At 60.8% G+C, this 14,547-nt stretch carries 13 protein-coding genes, 1 pseudogene and 1 other annotated feature; of the genes and pseudogenes, 6 read left to right on the top strand and 8 right to left on the bottom strand.

Features of this window, described 5'->3' with window-relative positions; genetic code table 11:
• Positions 1–215 precede the first annotated feature (215 nt).
• The 5 genes and pseudogenes from trpA to AAIE04_RS13175 all read right to left on the bottom strand — a co-directional run bounded on the left by trpA (position 216) and on the right by AAIE04_RS13175 (position 6,777).
• A complete protein-coding gene (gene trpA / locus AAIE04_RS13155) occupies positions 216–1,022 on the bottom strand; it encodes a tryptophan synthase subunit alpha (RefSeq protein ID WP_063918443.1) in 807 nt (268 codons plus the stop codon).
• Positions 1,022–2,212, bottom strand: a complete 1,191-nt coding sequence (gene trpB / locus AAIE04_RS13160; protein WP_049242960.1) for a tryptophan synthase subunit beta — start codon at positions 2,210–2,212, stop codon at positions 1,022–1,024. Before trpB ends, trpA begins: the two co-directional genes overlap by 1 nt.
• Before the next feature lie 41 nt (positions 2,213–2,253).
• Complete coding sequence (gene trpCF / locus AAIE04_RS13165; protein WP_025159789.1) at positions 2,254–3,615, bottom strand: bifunctional indole-3-glycerol-phosphate synthase TrpC/phosphoribosylanthranilate isomerase TrpF; 1,362 nt, start codon at positions 3,613–3,615, stop codon at positions 2,254–2,256.
• A gap of 3 nt (positions 3,616–3,618) precedes the next feature.
• Positions 3,619–5,215: pseudogene (gene trpD / locus AAIE04_RS13170) on the bottom strand (bifunctional anthranilate synthase glutamate amidotransferase component TrpG/anthranilate phosphoribosyltransferase TrpD).
• Complete coding sequence (locus AAIE04_RS13175) at positions 5,215–6,777, bottom strand: anthranilate synthase component 1 (protein ID WP_019452709.1); 1,563 nt, start codon at positions 6,775–6,777, stop codon at positions 5,215–5,217. The pseudogene trpD and the gene AAIE04_RS13175 overlap by 1 nt, the downstream one beginning before the upstream one ends.
• A gap of 24 nt (positions 6,778–6,801) precedes the next feature.
• Positions 6,802–6,905: a sequence feature (Trp leader region), on the bottom strand.
• A 254-nt stretch (positions 6,906–7,159) separates the two neighbouring features.
• On the opposite strand from AAIE04_RS13175, the gene rnm reads away from it, so the two are divergent.
• The 5 genes from rnm (at position 7,160) to rluB (ending at position 11,198) form a co-directional block, all read left to right on the top strand.
• Entirely contained in the window at positions 7,160–8,041 is an 882-nt protein-coding gene (gene rnm / locus AAIE04_RS13180; protein WP_498577094.1) for an RNase RNM, read from the top strand.
• Between the two features lie 47 nt (positions 8,042–8,088).
• The gene (locus tag AAIE04_RS13185; RefSeq protein ID WP_063918440.1) at positions 8,089–8,709 is read left to right on the top strand and encodes an L-threonylcarbamoyladenylate synthase; all 621 of its coding nucleotides are present in this window, start codon (positions 8,089–8,091) and stop codon (positions 8,707–8,709) included.
• Between the two features lie 115 nt (positions 8,710–8,824).
• Positions 8,825–9,184, top strand: a complete 360-nt coding sequence (locus AAIE04_RS13190) for a Rap1a/Tai family immunity protein (protein WP_019452706.1) — start codon at positions 8,825–8,827, stop codon at positions 9,182–9,184.
• A 148-nt stretch (positions 9,185–9,332) separates the two neighbouring features.
• Positions 9,333–10,130: an alpha/beta hydrolase gene (locus AAIE04_RS13195; RefSeq protein ID WP_498577095.1), complete on the top strand. Its 798-nt coding sequence runs from the start codon at positions 9,333–9,335 to the stop codon at positions 10,128–10,130.
• A gap of 162 nt (positions 10,131–10,292) precedes the next feature.
• Positions 10,293–11,198, top strand: a complete 906-nt coding sequence (gene rluB, locus AAIE04_RS13200; protein ID WP_063918438.1) for a 23S rRNA pseudouridine(2605) synthase RluB — start codon at positions 10,293–10,295, stop codon at positions 11,196–11,198.
• A 38-nt stretch (positions 11,199–11,236) separates the two neighbouring features.
• Here rluB and cobO read toward each other — a convergent pair whose 3' ends face one another.
• Positions 11,237–11,827, bottom strand: coding sequence for a cob(I)yrinic acid a,c-diamide adenosyltransferase (gene cobO / locus AAIE04_RS13205; protein WP_019452703.1), 591 nt, complete (start codon positions 11,825–11,827; stop codon positions 11,237–11,239).
• Between the two features lie 14 nt (positions 11,828–11,841).
• Positions 11,842–12,603 (bottom strand): YciK family oxidoreductase, encoded by a 762-nt coding sequence (locus AAIE04_RS13210; RefSeq protein WP_498577096.1) that lies wholly within the window; start codon positions 12,601–12,603, stop codon positions 11,842–11,844.
• Between the two features lie 359 nt (positions 12,604–12,962).
• Between AAIE04_RS13210 and sohB the strand changes: the two genes are divergently transcribed.
• Entirely contained in the window at positions 12,963–14,009 is a 1,047-nt protein-coding gene (gene sohB, locus AAIE04_RS13215; RefSeq protein ID WP_019452701.1) for a protease SohB, read from the top strand.
• 50 nt (positions 14,010–14,059) lie between these two features.
• Here sohB and AAIE04_RS13220 read toward each other — a convergent pair whose 3' ends face one another.
• The gene (locus AAIE04_RS13220) at positions 14,060–14,311 is read right to left on the bottom strand and encodes a YciN family protein (protein ID WP_019452700.1); all 252 of its coding nucleotides are present in this window, start codon (positions 14,309–14,311) and stop codon (positions 14,060–14,062) included.
• Positions 14,312–14,547: the final 236 nt, after the last annotated feature.

A 14,547-nucleotide genomic window follows, 5' to 3' on the forward strand; every position in this document is an offset into this window, starting at 1 on the left:
ATTACTCTCCATGCAATGTTATGGTTAAAACTCGCGACGGTGTATCGCCACTGCGAGCGCATTCCCCAAATCAAACGAAGAAATGCATAGCGAACAAAGTTCATTGTGAGACAAGACGGCGGTTTGTTCAAATTTTTGCGGTAAATAAATGGAACAAACTTTGAAGGGAAACAAGCTGTTAAAGCGAGCGCCGGCAGGGCGCTCGCCAAAGAGGATCATGCCCGGGTGGCGTGCTTCATCGCGCTGACGAAGGTTGCCAGTTTAGCCAGCATCTCCGCCGGGTTGGCATGGTGCTGTTCGATGATTTTGACGATGGCCGAGCCGGAGATCGCGCCGGCGGCGCCGGCCTGCAGCGCGGCCTTTACCTGCTCCGGTTCGGAGATGCCAAAGCCCTGCAGCGGCGGCGCGGCGTGGTACTCGCGCAGCTTGTTCACCAGATGATGCAGCGGTAGCTGCGCCCGGCTTTCGGTGCCGGTTACGCCGGCGCGCGACAGCAGGTAGGTATAGCCGCGGCCGTGCGAAGCGATTTCACGCAGCAGCTCGTCATCGGCGTTCGGTGGGCAGATGAAGATCGGCGCGATACCGTGGCGCGCGGCGGCAGCGCGGAATGGCGCAGACTCTTCAAACGGCACGTCGGCGACCAGCACCGAATCCACGCCCACTTCGGCGCAGCGTTGGTAAAACGCATCGATGCCTTTATGGAACACCAGATTGGCATACATCAGCAGGCCGATAGGAATGGTCGGGTGCTTTTGGCGGATGGCCGCCAGCATCTCGAAGCACTGGGTCGGGGTGACGCCGGCGGCGAAGGCGCGCAGCGTCGCGTTCTGGATCGTCGGCCCGTCCGCCAGGGGATCGGAGAAGGGAATGCCCAGCTCCAGCGCGTCGGCGCCGGCTTCAATCAGGGTGTCGATAATCTGCAGCGACAGCGCCGGGTTGGGATCGCCCAGCGTGACGAACGGGACGAATGCGCCTTCCTTGCTGCTTTCCAGACGCGTGAACAGTTGCTGATAACGTTCCATCAGATTTCTCCCCGTGCTTTCAAAATGTCGTGAACGGTAAATATGTCTTTGTCGCCGCGGCCGGACAGGTTGACCACCAGGATCTGCTCTTTCTGCGGCGTTTCACGGATCATTTTCAGCGCGTGCGCCAGGGCGTGCGAAGATTCCAGCGCCGGGATGATGCCTTCATGGCGCGACAGCGCCTTGAACGCTTCCAGCGCTTCGTCGTCGGTGATTGACACGTATTCTGCGCGGCCGATGCTGTTCAGGTAGGCGTGCTGTGGCCCGACGGACGGGAAGTCCAGCCCGGCGGAGATCGAATAGGACTCTTCAATCTGGCCTTCGTCGGTTTGCATCATCGGCGCTTTCATGCCGAAGTAGATGCCGACGTGGCCATGCTTGAGCGGCGCGCCGTGCTGACCGGTTTCGATGCCCAGACCGGCGGGTTCCACGCCGATCAGGCCCACTTCGGCGTCATCGATAAAATCGGCGAACATGCCGATGGCGTTGGAGCCGCCGCCGACACAGGCGATGACCGCATCCGGCAGACGGCCTTCACGCTCCAGCACCTGCGCTTTGGTTTCTTCGCCGATCATGCGCTGGAATTCACGCACGATGGTGGGATACGGGTGCGGACCGGCGGCGGTGCCGAGCATATAGTGCGCGGTTTCATAGCTGCCGGACCAGTCGCGCAACGCTTCGTTGCAGGCGTCTTTCAGCGTGGCGGAGCCGCTGTGTACCGGGATCACTTCCGCACCCATCAGCCGCATGCGGAACACGTTCGGCGACTGGCGCTCGACGTCTTTGGCACCCATATAGATGCGGCATTTCAGGCCGAGCAGCGCGCAGGCCAGCGCGGAGGCGACCCCGTGTTGACCGGCGCCGGTTTCCGCGATGATCTCGGTTTTGCCCATGCGTTTGGCCAGCAGGGCCTGGCCCAGCACCTGGTTGGTTTTGTGCGCGCCGCCGTGCAGCAGATCTTCACGCTTCAGATAGAGCTTGGTGTTGCTGCCGGCGGTGAGGTTTTTGCACAGCGTCAACGCCGTTGGGCGGCCCGCATAGTTCTTCAACAGATCGATAAATTCTGCCTGAAACGCCGGATCGCGCTGAGCGCTGACAAAGGCTTCTTCCAGTTGTTTCAAGGCCGGCATCAGAATTTGCGGCACGTATTGGCCACCAAATTCGCCGAAGTAGGGGTTAAGCAGCGTCATGAGAGTTCCCGTTATTATCCGTTATTAATGTAGAGCCATATTCAGTAGGCGCGCAGGGTTTGGAAAACCGATGCCAGGCGCGCGGGATCTTTGATGCCCGGTTCGCTTTCCACGCCGGAGTTGAAGTCCAGACCGGCGCAGCCGAGCTTGGCCGCTTCAACGCAGTTGTCTGCGCGCAGGCCGCCCGCCAGCATGACGTTAGTCAGGTCTTCGCCTTGCAATACCGACCAGTCGAAGCGTTGGCCGGTGCCGCCTGCGCCGTTGTCCAGCAGATAGCGATCGACATGCTGCAGATCGCGCGCCGGCACCCGATCTTTCACGCTCAGCGCTTTCCAGATGCGGCAATCGGCCGGCAAACGGGCGCGCAGGGCGCTGATATAGGCCTGGTCTTCCGCACCGTGCAGCTGAACCGCCTGCAAGCCGAGACGCTCAACGGTCAACGCCACGGTATCGACCTGGGCGTCGCAGAATACGCCGACGTACTTCAGCGGCGCGCCGGAGATCACTTCACGGGCGCGGGTGATATCCACATAGCGCGGTGAACGGCCGACGAAAATCAGCCCGCCGTAGATGGCGCCGGCCTGATAAGCGGCGGCGGCGTCCTGCGGGCGAGTCAGTCCGCACACTTTGTTGTCACCGAGGATCACGCGGCGCACGGCGGCGCGCAGATCGGGTTCCGACATCAACGCGCTGCCGATCAGGAAGCCGTTGGCGTAGTGGCTCAGCTCGCGAATCTGCCCGTAGTTGTTGATGCCCGATTCGCTGATCACCGTCACGCCGTGCGGCACGCGCGGCGCCAACTGACGGGTGCGGTTCAGGTCGATGCTCAGATCGCGCAGGTCGCGGTTATTGATGCCAACCACCCGCGCTTCCAGCGCGATCGCACGCTGCAGCTCTTCTTCACTGATCACTTCGGTCAGCACGCCCATATTGAGGCTGTGGGCCACCGCCGCCAGTTGGCGGTACTGTTCGTCGGTCAACACCGACAGCATCAGCAGGATGGCGTCGGCCTGATAGTAGCGCGCCAGGTAAATCTGATACGGATCGATGATAAAGTCTTTGCACAACACCGGCTGGCTGACGGTTTGACTGACCAGCGGCAGGAAGTCGAAGCTGCCCTGGAAGTATTTCTCGTCGGTCAACACCGAGATCGCCGAGGCGAAATCTTTATAGACCGAGGCGATCTCCACCGGATCAAAGTTCTCGCGAATCAGTCCCTTGGAAGGCGAGGCCTTCTTGCATTCGAGAATGAAAGCCGTCCGGGTGCCCTGCAGCGCGTGGTAGAAGCTGCGTTCGCTCGGTACGATGTCATTCTGAAAGCCGGCCAGGGGCTGTTGCTGTTGTCGCGCCGCGATCCATTGCGCTTTGTCGCGGACAATCTTGTGTAGCACGGTTTCCTGCATCATTTATCCTCTTGCCGCCAGTGCGATGACACGCTCATAGGCCTGCCCGCTGTTGATCATATCCAGTGCCTGCCGCGCATTTTGGCGCAGGTCTTCATGTCCGAATAACTTCAGAAGCAACGCGACGTTGGCCGCGACCGCCGCGGCGTGCGCCGGCTCGCCTTTACCTTGTAACAGCCGCGCCAAAATGTCACGGTTTTCTTCCGGCGTGCCGCCCAGCAAGGCTTCCAGCGGATAGGTTTCCAATCCGAAGGACTGCGGCGTGAGCTGGTAGCTGCTGATTTCGCCGTTGTTCAATTCTGCCACGTGCGTCGGGGCGTGGATCGCCACCTCGTCCATGCCGCCGCCGTGGACCACCGCCGCGCGCTGATAGCCCAGCACGCGCAGGGTTTCGGCGATCGGCAACACCAGTTCCGGGCTGTAAACGCCGATCAGCGCCAGCGGCGGACGCGCCGGGTTGATCAGCGGGCCCAGCACGTTGAACAGCGTGCGGGTCTTCAGCTGCTGGCGCACCGGCATGGCGTGACGAAAGCCGGTGTGGTACTGCGGCGCGAACAGGAAGCACACGCCGAGATCGTCCAGCGCCTTGCGCGCTTCTTCCGCCGGCAGATCCAGGCGGATGCCGAACGCCGCCAGCAGATCCGAGGAGCCGGAGCGGCTGGAGACGCTGCGGTTGCCGTGCTTGGCGATCTTCGCGCCGCACGCCGCCGCCACGAAAGCGCTGGCGGTGGAGATATTGATGCTGTTGGTGCCGTCGCCGCCGGTGCCGACGATATCGGCGAACAGATAGTCAGGGCGCGGGAACGGCTGAGCGTCGTCCAGCAGCGCTTTGGCGGCGCCGGCGATCTCTTCCGGGCGTTCGCCGCGGACCTTCATGCTGATCAACGCCGCCGCCAGTTGGCTCGGCTCCAGTTCGCCGCGCACGATGGCGCTGAACAGCTGTTGGCTTTCCTGCTGGCTCATCGACTCGGCGCGGTACAGTTTCTCAAGAATAGGTTGCATCGTCGTGTTCCTTATATTACTTCGCCAGCGCCCAGGCCAGGGTCTGCTCAAGCAGGCGCGCGCCGTGGGTGGTCAGAATCGATTCCGGGTGGAACTGGAAGCCGCACACGCGGCGGCGGTCGTCGCGCACCGCCATCACCATCTCGCCGAAACGGGCGTTGACGGTGAGGTCGGCCGGGATGTTGCTGCCGACCAGCGAGTGGTAGCGCGCCACCGGCAGCGGATTGACCATGCCGGCGAACATGCCTTCACCGTCGTGAACGATCGCCGAGGCTTTGCCGTGCAGAATTTCACCCGCCTGGCCGACCTGGCCGCCGTAGGCTTCGACGATCGCCTGGTGGCCGAGACAGATGCCGATGATCGGCAGTTGGCCGCGCAGACGCTGCAGCAGTTCCGGCATGCAGCCCGCTTCGGAAGGGGTGCCGGGGCCGGGCGACAGCATCAGCACCGGCTGTTCCATCTGTTGCAGACGCTCGATGATCACCTCGGCGGCGATCTGATTACGGTAAATCACTACCTGGTGGCCACTGGCGCGCAGCTGATCGACCAGGTTGTAGGTAAAGGAATCGACGTTGTCGAGCAGCAGGATATCGGCCATCAGAACACCTCCTTGGCATGGTGCGCAGTGGCGATGGCGCGCAGCACGGCACGGGCTTTATTACGGGTTTCGTCGGCTTCCGCCTGCGGGATGGAATCCAGCACTACGCCGGCGCCGGCCTGCACGGTGGCGATGCCGTCTTCAACGTAGGCGGAGCGAATGACGATGCAGGTATCCAGATCGCCGGTGGCGGTGAAGTAGCCCACCGCGCCACCGTAGCTGCCGCGGCGCGTGCCTTCGGAGGCGGCGATCAGCTGCATCGCCCGTACTTTCGGCGCGCCGCTGAGGGTGCCCATGTTCATGCAGGCCTGGTAGGCGTGCAGCACGTCGAGATCGGCGCGCAGGGTGCCCACCACGCGGGAAACCAGATGCATGACGAACGAATAGCGGTCTACTTTGGTCAGGTCGGCCACGTAGCGGCTGCCGGCCTGGCAGATGCGCGCCAGATCGTTGCGCGCCAGATCGACCAGCATCAGGTGCTCGGCCAGCTCTTTGTGGTCGGTGCGCATTTCCAGCTCGATACGGCTGTCGAGATCCAGATCCAACGAACCGTCGGCACGGCGACCGCGCGGGCGGGTGCCGGCGATCGGGTAGATTTCAATTTGGCGATTGCCCGCATCGTATTTCAGCGCGCTCTCCGGCGAAGCGCCGAACAGGGTGAAGTCATCATCCTGCATGAAGAACATGTACGGGCTGGGGTTGTTGTCTTTTAAGGTCTGGTAGGCCGCCAGCGGCGCCGGGCACGGTAGGGAGAAGCGGCGCGACGGCACCACCTGGAAAATCTCGCCGTGACGGATCGCTTCCTGCAGCTCGCTGACCACCGCGCCGTACTCTTCGTCGCTCTGGTTACAGCTCAGCTGCATGTTCTCCAGCTTTTGGTGCGGGATCGGCTGCGGGGTTTGTTGCAACTCGGCCTGCAGCTGTTCCAGACGCTGCTGCAGGCGCTGTGTCTCGCTCGCTTGTTCGCTGAAAACGCTGGCCTGCAGGCGGGCCGAGCCGCGCTGGTGATCCAGCACCAGCAGAGTTTCCGCCAGATAGAAGCAGAAGTCCGGGCAACGCTGATCCTGGCGCAGCGCCGGCAGGTTTTCGAAACCGGCGACCAGGTCATAGGCGAACAGGCCGCCCAGCATCACGGCTTCGCGCTCGTCCGCCGGAGAGTCGACCAGCGTCAGCAGCGTGCGCAGCGCGTCGAACACCGACAGTGAACGCAGGCGGGCGTCTTCGTCCTGCACCGCGTCGATCGTCGGGAAGGTCAGCTCGCGGCCGTTAGGGCGTGCCTGATTGCGCACCTCGGGCGGCAGCGCTTCGTCCAGCAGCGGCAGCAGCGCCGCGCCGTTGGCGGTCAGCGCCTGCACGCTGACGGTGTGGCCCAGCGCGGTGATGCGCAGCGCGCTGTCGATCACCAACAGGCTCTGAAGATTCTGTTTGCTGTTGATTTCCGCCGACTCCAGCAGCAGGGTGGCCGGCCGCGCGCCGCACAGCTGGTGGAAAATGGTGGTGGGGTCGCCCCGGTAGCTGGCTTGCGCCTTCAGCAGTGTCAGTTGTGGTTTGGTGTTCATCATCGGTGGTTCCAGTGAATTCTGTCCATAAAAAAGCCCGCATCAGGTGCGGGCTCAGGAAATCTGCATTGTCAGATGACAGCTATGCGCGATTACACCGCCCGCAAGAGGGAGGTACGCCACCAACCGTGAAGAGAAATGTATTTGTTCATTTGCAGACTCTCTCTGTTAACTCTCATCCGACACGGCCGTTGCCGTGAACTTGTGTACTAGTTAACTGGTTCGGCGAGGCAAAGTCAACCCTCTTTTTGCACAATGTTTTAGCGGTCAGCGTGAATTCTATTCATCCTCCGCCTGACGCCTACGGCTGGGGGGAAGAATAGATTTCCGTCCGGCCGCCGATCGTGGGTATGATAGAAAGCCAAGCCATTGCCGGATAGCCGTTTTGACAGACAGTAACCCTCAATCCATCGCTTTTACTCTGTACGATCTCCACAGCCACACGACCGCCTCCGATGGCTACCTGACGCCGACGCAGCTGGTGCAGCGCGCGGTTGAGATGCGCGTGGGCGTGCTGGCGATCACCGATCACGATACCACCGCCGGGCTGGCCGAGGCCGCCGCCGCCATTGCGGCACAGGCGTTGCCGTTACGCTTGGTCAACGGGGTGGAGATCTCGACGCTGTGGGAAAATCATGAGATCCATATCGTTGGGCTGGGCATGGACGTCGCGCACCCGGCGCTGGTGTCGCTGTTGGCGGCACAAACCGAACGCCGCAACCAACGGGCGCAAGAGATCGGCGTGCGGCTGGGTAAAGCGCGTATTCCCGACGCCTATGCCGGCGCCCAGCGGCTGGCGGGCGGCGGCGCGGTAACCCGTGGCCATTTCGCCCGTTACCTGGTGGAGATCGGCGTGGCGGACAATATGGCGCAGGTGTTCAAGAAATACCTGGCCAAGGGCAAAACCGGCTATGTGCCGCCGCAGTGGTGTACAATAGAACAAGCCATTGATGCGATTCATCAATCGGGCGGCCAGGCGGTGATGGCGCATCCGGGCCGTTACGATCTGACCGCGAAGTGGTTGAAGCGTCTGTTAGTGCATTTCGCCGAACACGGCGGTGACGCCATGGAAGTGGCGCAGTGTCAGCAGGCGCCGCACGAGCGCACTCAGCTGGCCAAATACGCGCAGGATTACCGCCTGTTGGCCTCGCAAGGTTCTGATTTTCATCAGCCTTGTTCGTGGATCGAGCTGGGGCGCAAGCTATGGTTGCCGGGCGGCGTCGAGCCGGTGTGGCGCGATTGGCCGCAGTCGGGCGAGGCGGTCTGATTTTACGCGCGTGGCGACGCGCGCGGGCATCATTTTAGGAGCAAGTCATGAGTCAGCTTTTTTATATTCACCCAGACAACCCGCAGCCGCGCTTGATCAACCAGGCGGTAGAGGCGCTGCGCAAGGGTGGGGTGATCGTCTATCCCACCGATTCCGGCTATGCGCTGGGCTGCATGCTGGAAGAAAAGGCGGCGATGGAGCGCATTTGCCGCATCCGCCAATTGGACGGCAACCACAACTTTACCTTGATGTGCCGCGATCTGTCCGAGTTGTCGACCTATGCGCACGTTGACAATACGGCGTTCCGCCTGATCAAAAACAATACGCCAGGCAACTACACCTTCATTCTGAAAGCGACCAAAGAAGTGCCGCGCCGCCTGATGAATGAAAAACGCAAAACCATCGGTCTGCGTGTGCCGTCGAACCCGATCGCACTGGCGCTGCTGGAGGCGTTGAACGAGCCGATGATGTCCACCACTCTGATGCTGCCGGGCAATGATTTTGCCGAGTCGGATCCGGAAGAGATCAACGATCACTTGGGTAAGGTGGTCGATCTGGTGATCCACGGCGGCTTCCTCGGCCAACAGCCGACTACGGTTATCGATCTGACCGAATCCTCGCCAGAAGTGGTGCGCGAAGGGGCGGGCGACGCGGCGCCTTTCCGCTGATGTAAATTGTTGCCACCTTGCCCATTATCTGAAAATCGGCCGAAACGACGCGACTTCGCGTGAAAGCCGCTATTCTTGAATACTTCAGAATTGATAATGGGCAGGATGCGCAACAATGATTAAACAGGTTTCTTTTTTAGCGGCCTTATTATTTTCCTCAATGGCAAATGCGGGTTTTTATTCAGGCAGCGCCTTGCTGTCGGAATCCGGCGGTTACGTAAAAAATAAAAGCGGCGAAGCCACCGTGGCGGAAGCGTTGAATGGCGGCATGTTTATGGGATACGTCGCCGGCGTATTCGATACCTATTCCATGCAGGGCAATCGCAATATCTGCCCGGCGGCCGGGATGAGCATTGGCGTAGCTGCCGACGCGGTAATGCAATATTTAAACGAACATCCTGAGCAGCTGCATTATTCCGCGCCGTCGGTGATTATGCTGGCGCTGACAGCTGCCTATCCCTGTGTGCGTCATTAATTTCTTATTCCAATTGGTGCGCATTTTTTCATAAGGTGCGCTCGAGTTCTTTTCCGCACGAACTTCAATAGATCAATGCCTGCTGCGCTGTCACCTTATCATCCCGAGAGTCCCCGAACGGGTCGGGGAGAGACGCGCAGGAGGTAACATGACCGTATTTCACAGCGCCAACGTGACGCTCGACTATCAGGATATCGGCTCAGGGCCGATAACGCTGGTGTTGCTGCCCGGCTGGTGTGAACCGAAAACCGTGTTCGAGCCGTTCATCGCTCTGGCGGCCGAGCGTTACCGGGTGATCAGCATCGATTGGCGCGGCCACGGCCTGTCGTCAAAAGCGGCGGAGATGTCGCTGACGGCGGACGATCTGCTGGAAGATGCGCGTCAGTTGTTGACGGCGCTGCATTTGGACAACGTGGTCACTCTGTCGGTGGCGCACGCCAGCTGGCTGGCGGTGGCGTTGGCCGAGGCGTTGCCGCAGCGCGTGCGCGGCATGGTGTTTCTCGACTGGATCATGACGCCGCCGGAGCCGGCTTTCTTTACGGCGGTAAGCCGCATGCAGCAGCCGCAACAATGGCTGGCGGCGCGAGACGCCTTGTTTGACTTCTGGCAGGGGGGAATCAACCATGTTGAGGTTAAACGCCACCTGGAGGTCGAGATGGCGCAGGAGGATTACCGGCTTTGGCGCGCCGCCGGCGTGGCCATCGAACAGGCCTATCGGCAATTCGGTTCGCCGCTGCAACGCCTGGCGGGGATGAGTGTGCCGCCGCCGTGCCGCCATATTTACTCGTTGGATCGCCGCGATGACTACCTGCGGCGGCAGCAGATGTTTGCCGCCGAGCAGCCGTTTTTCTCCGTAGTGCGTTTAGGCGAGGCGCGCACCCATCTCGGCATTCTGGAACGGCCTGACGCGGTGCTGTGGGCGGTGGAGGATTTTTTGGCGTATTGAACGCCGCCCGAGGGTGCCCCCGCCGATAAAGTGGGTTTCAACACCTTAGAAAGCCTGTATAATGCGCGGTTCGATCCTGATAAACGTATTATTACCGCTGTGGCGGTCAGCCGCGGCGGTTATCCCCCCGACGCCTGTGAAGGCGACATTAGAGGTTGCTCAATGAGCGAAAAGTTACAGAAAGTTTTAGCGCGCGCCGGGCATGGCTCGCGTCGTGAAATCGAAACCATGATTGAAGCCGGGCGCGTCAGCGTCGACGGCAAGGTCGCCAAACTGGGCGATCGCGTTGAAGTGACGCCGGCGATGAAAATTCGTCTGGACGGTCATGTCCTGTCGATCAAAGAATCCGAAGAGGTGGTTTGCCGCGTGCTGGCTTACTACAAGCCGGAAGGCGAGCTGTGTACCCGCAGCGATCCTGAAGGCCGCCCGACGGTGTTCGATCGCCTGCCGAAGCTGCGCGGTTCGCGCTGGGTGGCGGTAGGGCGTCTGGACGTCAACACCTCCGGTCTGCTGTTGTTCACCACCGATGGTGAACTGGCCAACCGTCTGATGCACCCGAGCCGCGAAGTGGAACGCGAGTACGCAGTGCGCGTGTTCGGCCAGGTGGACGATGCGAAAGTGAAACAGCTGAGCAAGGGCGTGCAGCTGGAAGACGGCCCGGCCGCCTTCCGCACCATCAGCTTCCAGGGTGGTGAAGGTCTCAACCAGTGGTACAACGTGACCCTGACCGAAGGCCGTAACCGTGAAGTGCGCCGCCTGTGGGAAGCGGTGGGCGTGCAGGTCAGCCGTCTGATCCGCGTGCGCTACGGCGACATCGATCTGCCGAAAGGCCTGCCGCGCGGCGGTTGGGCCGAGCTGGACCTGGCGGCGATCAACTACCTGCGTGAGCTGGTTGAATTGAAACCGGAAACGGTCAGCAAGATGCCGGTCGAGCGCGAGCGCCGCCGCGTGAAGGCTAACCAGATCCGTCGCGCGGTCAAGCGTCACTCACAGGTAGCCGGCAGCGGCCGCCGCAGTGCGCCGGGCAGCAAGCCGGGTAAACCGAGCAAGCCGAGCAAACGCAGTTAATCCCTCATTCTGGCCCCGTTCGGGGCCAGAACTTTGTGTTACCAATCGATCCCCTGTTGCGCCTTCACACCCGCGTCGAACGCGTGTTTCACCGGCCTCATCTCCGTGACCGTATCCGCCAGTTCCAGCAGATCGCGATGGCATCCGCGCCCGGTCAGGATCACCGTTTGGTGCGCAGGACGCCCCAGCAGCGCTGCCTTCAGCTCCTCCAGTTCCAGATAGCCGTAGGTCAGCATGTAGGTCACTTCGTCCAGCAACACCAGATCCAGGCTGCTGTCGGCCAGCATGCGCTTGCCGTGTTGCCACACCGCCTGGCAGGCGGCAGTATCGTCGGCCTTGTTCTGCGTTTCCCAGGTGAAGCCGGTGGCCATCACCTGAAACTCAACGCCGTGTTGCTGCAGCAGATTCTTTTCGCCATTGGGCCATTCGCCCTTGATGAACTGAATCACACCGGCGCGCATGCCGTGACCCACCGCGCGGGTGACGGTGCCGAAAGCGGCGGTGCTCTTGCCCTTACCGTTGCCGGTAAACACCAGCAGCAGGCCGCGCGTTTCCTGCGCGGCGGCGATGCGCGCATCGACCTGTTCTTTCAGGCGTTGCTGGCGCTGTTGATGACGATCTTCCGCCATGAAAACCCTCCTTATTATTCGGCCGCGCCGGGTTTACGATTCGGCTGAGCGTCGAAGCTCATGCCGGTTTTGCGGCGGCTGTCTTCGCCCATCAGATACAGATACAGCGGCATGATGTCGGCCGGGGTTTTCAGCTTGTTCTTGTCTTCGTACGGGAAGGCGGATGCGCGCATTTTGGTGCGAGTTCCCCCCGGATTGATGCAGTTTACCCGCAGATTGCGATTTTTGTATTCATCGGCCAACACCTGCATCATACCTTCGGTGGCGAACTTCGATACCGCATAGGCGCCCCAGTCGGCGCGGCCGGTGCGCCCGACACTGGAGCTGGTGAACACCAGTGAACCGGCGTGAGATTTCAGCAGCAGCGGCAGCAGCGCCTGAGTCAGCATAAAGGTGGCGTTGACGTTAACCTGCATCACCTCTTGCCACATGGTCATCGACAGATCGGCCATCGGTGCGATGTCGCCGAGCAGGCCGGCGTTGTGCAGCACGCCGTCCAGCCGTGGGAGCTGGCGCGCCAGATCGTCGGCGATTTGCCGGCATTGCTCCGGCGTGGCGTGCAGCAAGTCCAGCGTCACTACCAGCGCCGGGGCGCCGCCCCGGGCCGCGATCTCTTGTTGAACCGCCTGCAGTTTGCTTTCGGTGCGCCCCAGCAGAACCAGCTGGGCGCCAAAACGCGCGTAGGTCAGCGCCGCTTCGCGGCCGATGCCGTCGCCGGCGCCGGTGACCAAAATGATACGTTGTTCGAGCAGATCTTGTTTGGGTTGGTAATGCACGATAAATCCTCGCCTGGGTGGCTGTTCTCCCGCTGATAATGGGGAGCAAGGGTGAAACGCGCGGCCGGGGCGGGAGCGAAGGCTCGACCGTCTGCGGGCCGCGCAGCGAATCTGTCTCATCGTATTGATGAATAATGGGTGTTATATGCCTTAATCCGTGCGCATTTTCAATGCGTAGCTGGCTGAAATGGCATTCTTTTGTAACAAAAGCGGTGCGGCGGTGGCTTGGTTCGGTGGCCAATCGTCCCCATAGTGACGTGCAGGACGCAACGAATTTTCATTTAGCCGCGACAGCAGCCGCCGTGGTTGGCTAAAATGGAAAGAAGCATACTAACAACCTGTAAATAAAGGCGGAATCTGTGGAGTTTATATCTGTTTATGGCCTGTTTCTGGCCAAGGTCGCCACGGTGGTGCTGGCCATCGCCGCGTTGGCCATACTGGCGGTCAGTTTGGGGCAACGCAAGAGCCGCCAAAAAGGGGAGCTGCAGCTGACCGATCTCGGCGAACAGTATCGCGAGATGCAACGCGATATGCGTCTGGCGCGCATGGATGCCGCCGAGCAGAAGGTGTGGCTGAAACAGTTCAAGAAGCAGACCAAGGCCGACGACAAGCTGAAAAAGCAGCGCGCCAAGTCCGGCGCGGTTGAAGTGAGCAAGCCGTGCCTGTATGTGCTGGACTTCAAGGGCAGCATGGACGCGCACGAGGTGACGTCGCTGCGGGAAGAGATTTCGGCGGTGCTGGCGGTAGCCACGGCGCAGGATGAGGTGCTGCTGCGTCTGGAAAGCCCGGGCGGGGTGGTGCACGGCTACGGTCTGGCGGCCTCGCAGCTGGAGCGCCTGCGCAAGGGCGGCATTCGCCTGACGGTGGCGGTGGATAAAGTGGCGGCCAGCGGCGGCTACATGATGGCCTGCGTCGCGGATCGCATCGTGGCGGCGCCGTTCGCCATCATCGGTTCCATCGGCGTGGTGGCGCAGATCCCTAACTTCCATCGCCTGTTGAAGAAGAACGACATCGATGTGGAGCTGCACACCGCCGGGCAGTTCAAACGCACGCTGACGCTGTTCGGTGAAAACACCGAGCAGGGGCGCGAGAAGTTCCGCGAAGATCTGAACGAAACGCATGAGCTGTTCAAGCGCTTCGTGCATGAGCAGCGCCCATCGCTGGACATCGATAGCGTCGCCACCGGTGAGCACTGGTTCGGTTCGCAGGCTAAAGAGAAGGGATTGATCGACGCCATCGGCACCAGCGACGATTTGCTGATCGCCGAACTGGATAATCACGAGGTGGTCGCCGTGCGCTATGCGCGCCGCAAACGCCTGATGGACCGTTTCACCGGCAGCGCGGCGGAGAGCGTCGATCGCTTGCTGTTGCGTTGGTGGCAGCGTGGGGAAAAACCGCTGCTGTAACGGCGTGAGTGTATGGATCAACGGGGGCCTGGCGCCCCCGTTTTCATTTCTCAATCGACCAGATGGTATTTTTCCGAAAGCAGATGCGCCAAATGTTTAAACATATTAAATACGGCGGTGGTTTTGGCGGTGGGCAGCCCGTCGGCATCTAAAAAGTATTCGCCGCGGAAAACTAAAACGCCGTTTTTTTGTTCAACGTCGGTGGCGATCATGCCGTGCAGATAATCTTCGTGTTGGCGGATGATGTTATTTGCTTCCGCCAGCAGGGCCTCGCGGCCGATAGGTGCAGTATTTGTGTACATTTATTAGACTCCAAACAAAAAACGCTGCGCATATTCTAACGCCGGTTCGCTTTTATCCGCAAACCGACTAAGGTTTATTTGCCGTCTGGATGGCCATGGGTGGCCGCCGGTTGGCGAAATCGGTCTTTCCGTGCTAATTAGGTTGCGTGACGCTTTTTATCAGGTACAGTGTGGGATTTTGCGGCGTCGGGTGGAAGGTTTTGTTTACGCTATGAATAAAACTCGCACAGCCATAC

It is taken from the genome of Serratia sp. Ae19-1, assembly GCF_059801225.1.

Bases quoted from the DNA above. Each gene is read 5' to 3' on its own strand.
- AAIE04_RS13190 (WP_019452706.1), top strand. From the start codon at position 8,825: ATGATTAAACAGGTTTCTTTTTTAGCGGCCTTATTATTTTCCTCAATG.
- trpA (WP_063918443.1), bottom strand. From the start codon at position 1,022: ATGGAACGTTATCAGCAACTGTTCACGCGTCTGGAAAGCAGCAAGGAA.
- rluB (WP_063918438.1), top strand. From the start codon at position 10,293: ATGAGCGAAAAGTTACAGAAAGTTTTAGCGCGCGCCGGGCATGGCTCG.
- AAIE04_RS13220 (WP_019452700.1), bottom strand. From the start codon at position 14,311: ATGTACACAAATACTGCACCTATCGGCCGCGAGGCCCTGCTGGCGGAA.
- trpB (WP_049242960.1), bottom strand. From the start codon at position 2,212: ATGACGCTGCTTAACCCCTACTTCGGCGAATTTGGTGGCCAATACGTG.
- AAIE04_RS13175 (WP_019452709.1), bottom strand. From the start codon at position 6,777: ATGATGAACACCAAACCACAACTGACACTGCTGAAGGCGCAAGCCAGC.
- cobO (WP_019452703.1), bottom strand. From the start codon at position 11,827: ATGGCGGAAGATCGTCATCAACAGCGCCAGCAACGCCTGAAAGAACAG.
- AAIE04_RS13185 (WP_063918440.1), top strand. From the start codon at position 8,089: ATGAGTCAGCTTTTTTATATTCACCCAGACAACCCGCAGCCGCGCTTG.
- AAIE04_RS13195 (WP_498577095.1), top strand. From the start codon at position 9,333: ATGACCGTATTTCACAGCGCCAACGTGACGCTCGACTATCAGGATATC.
- trpCF (WP_025159789.1), bottom strand. From the start codon at position 3,615: ATGCAGGAAACCGTGCTACACAAGATTGTCCGCGACAAAGCGCAATGG.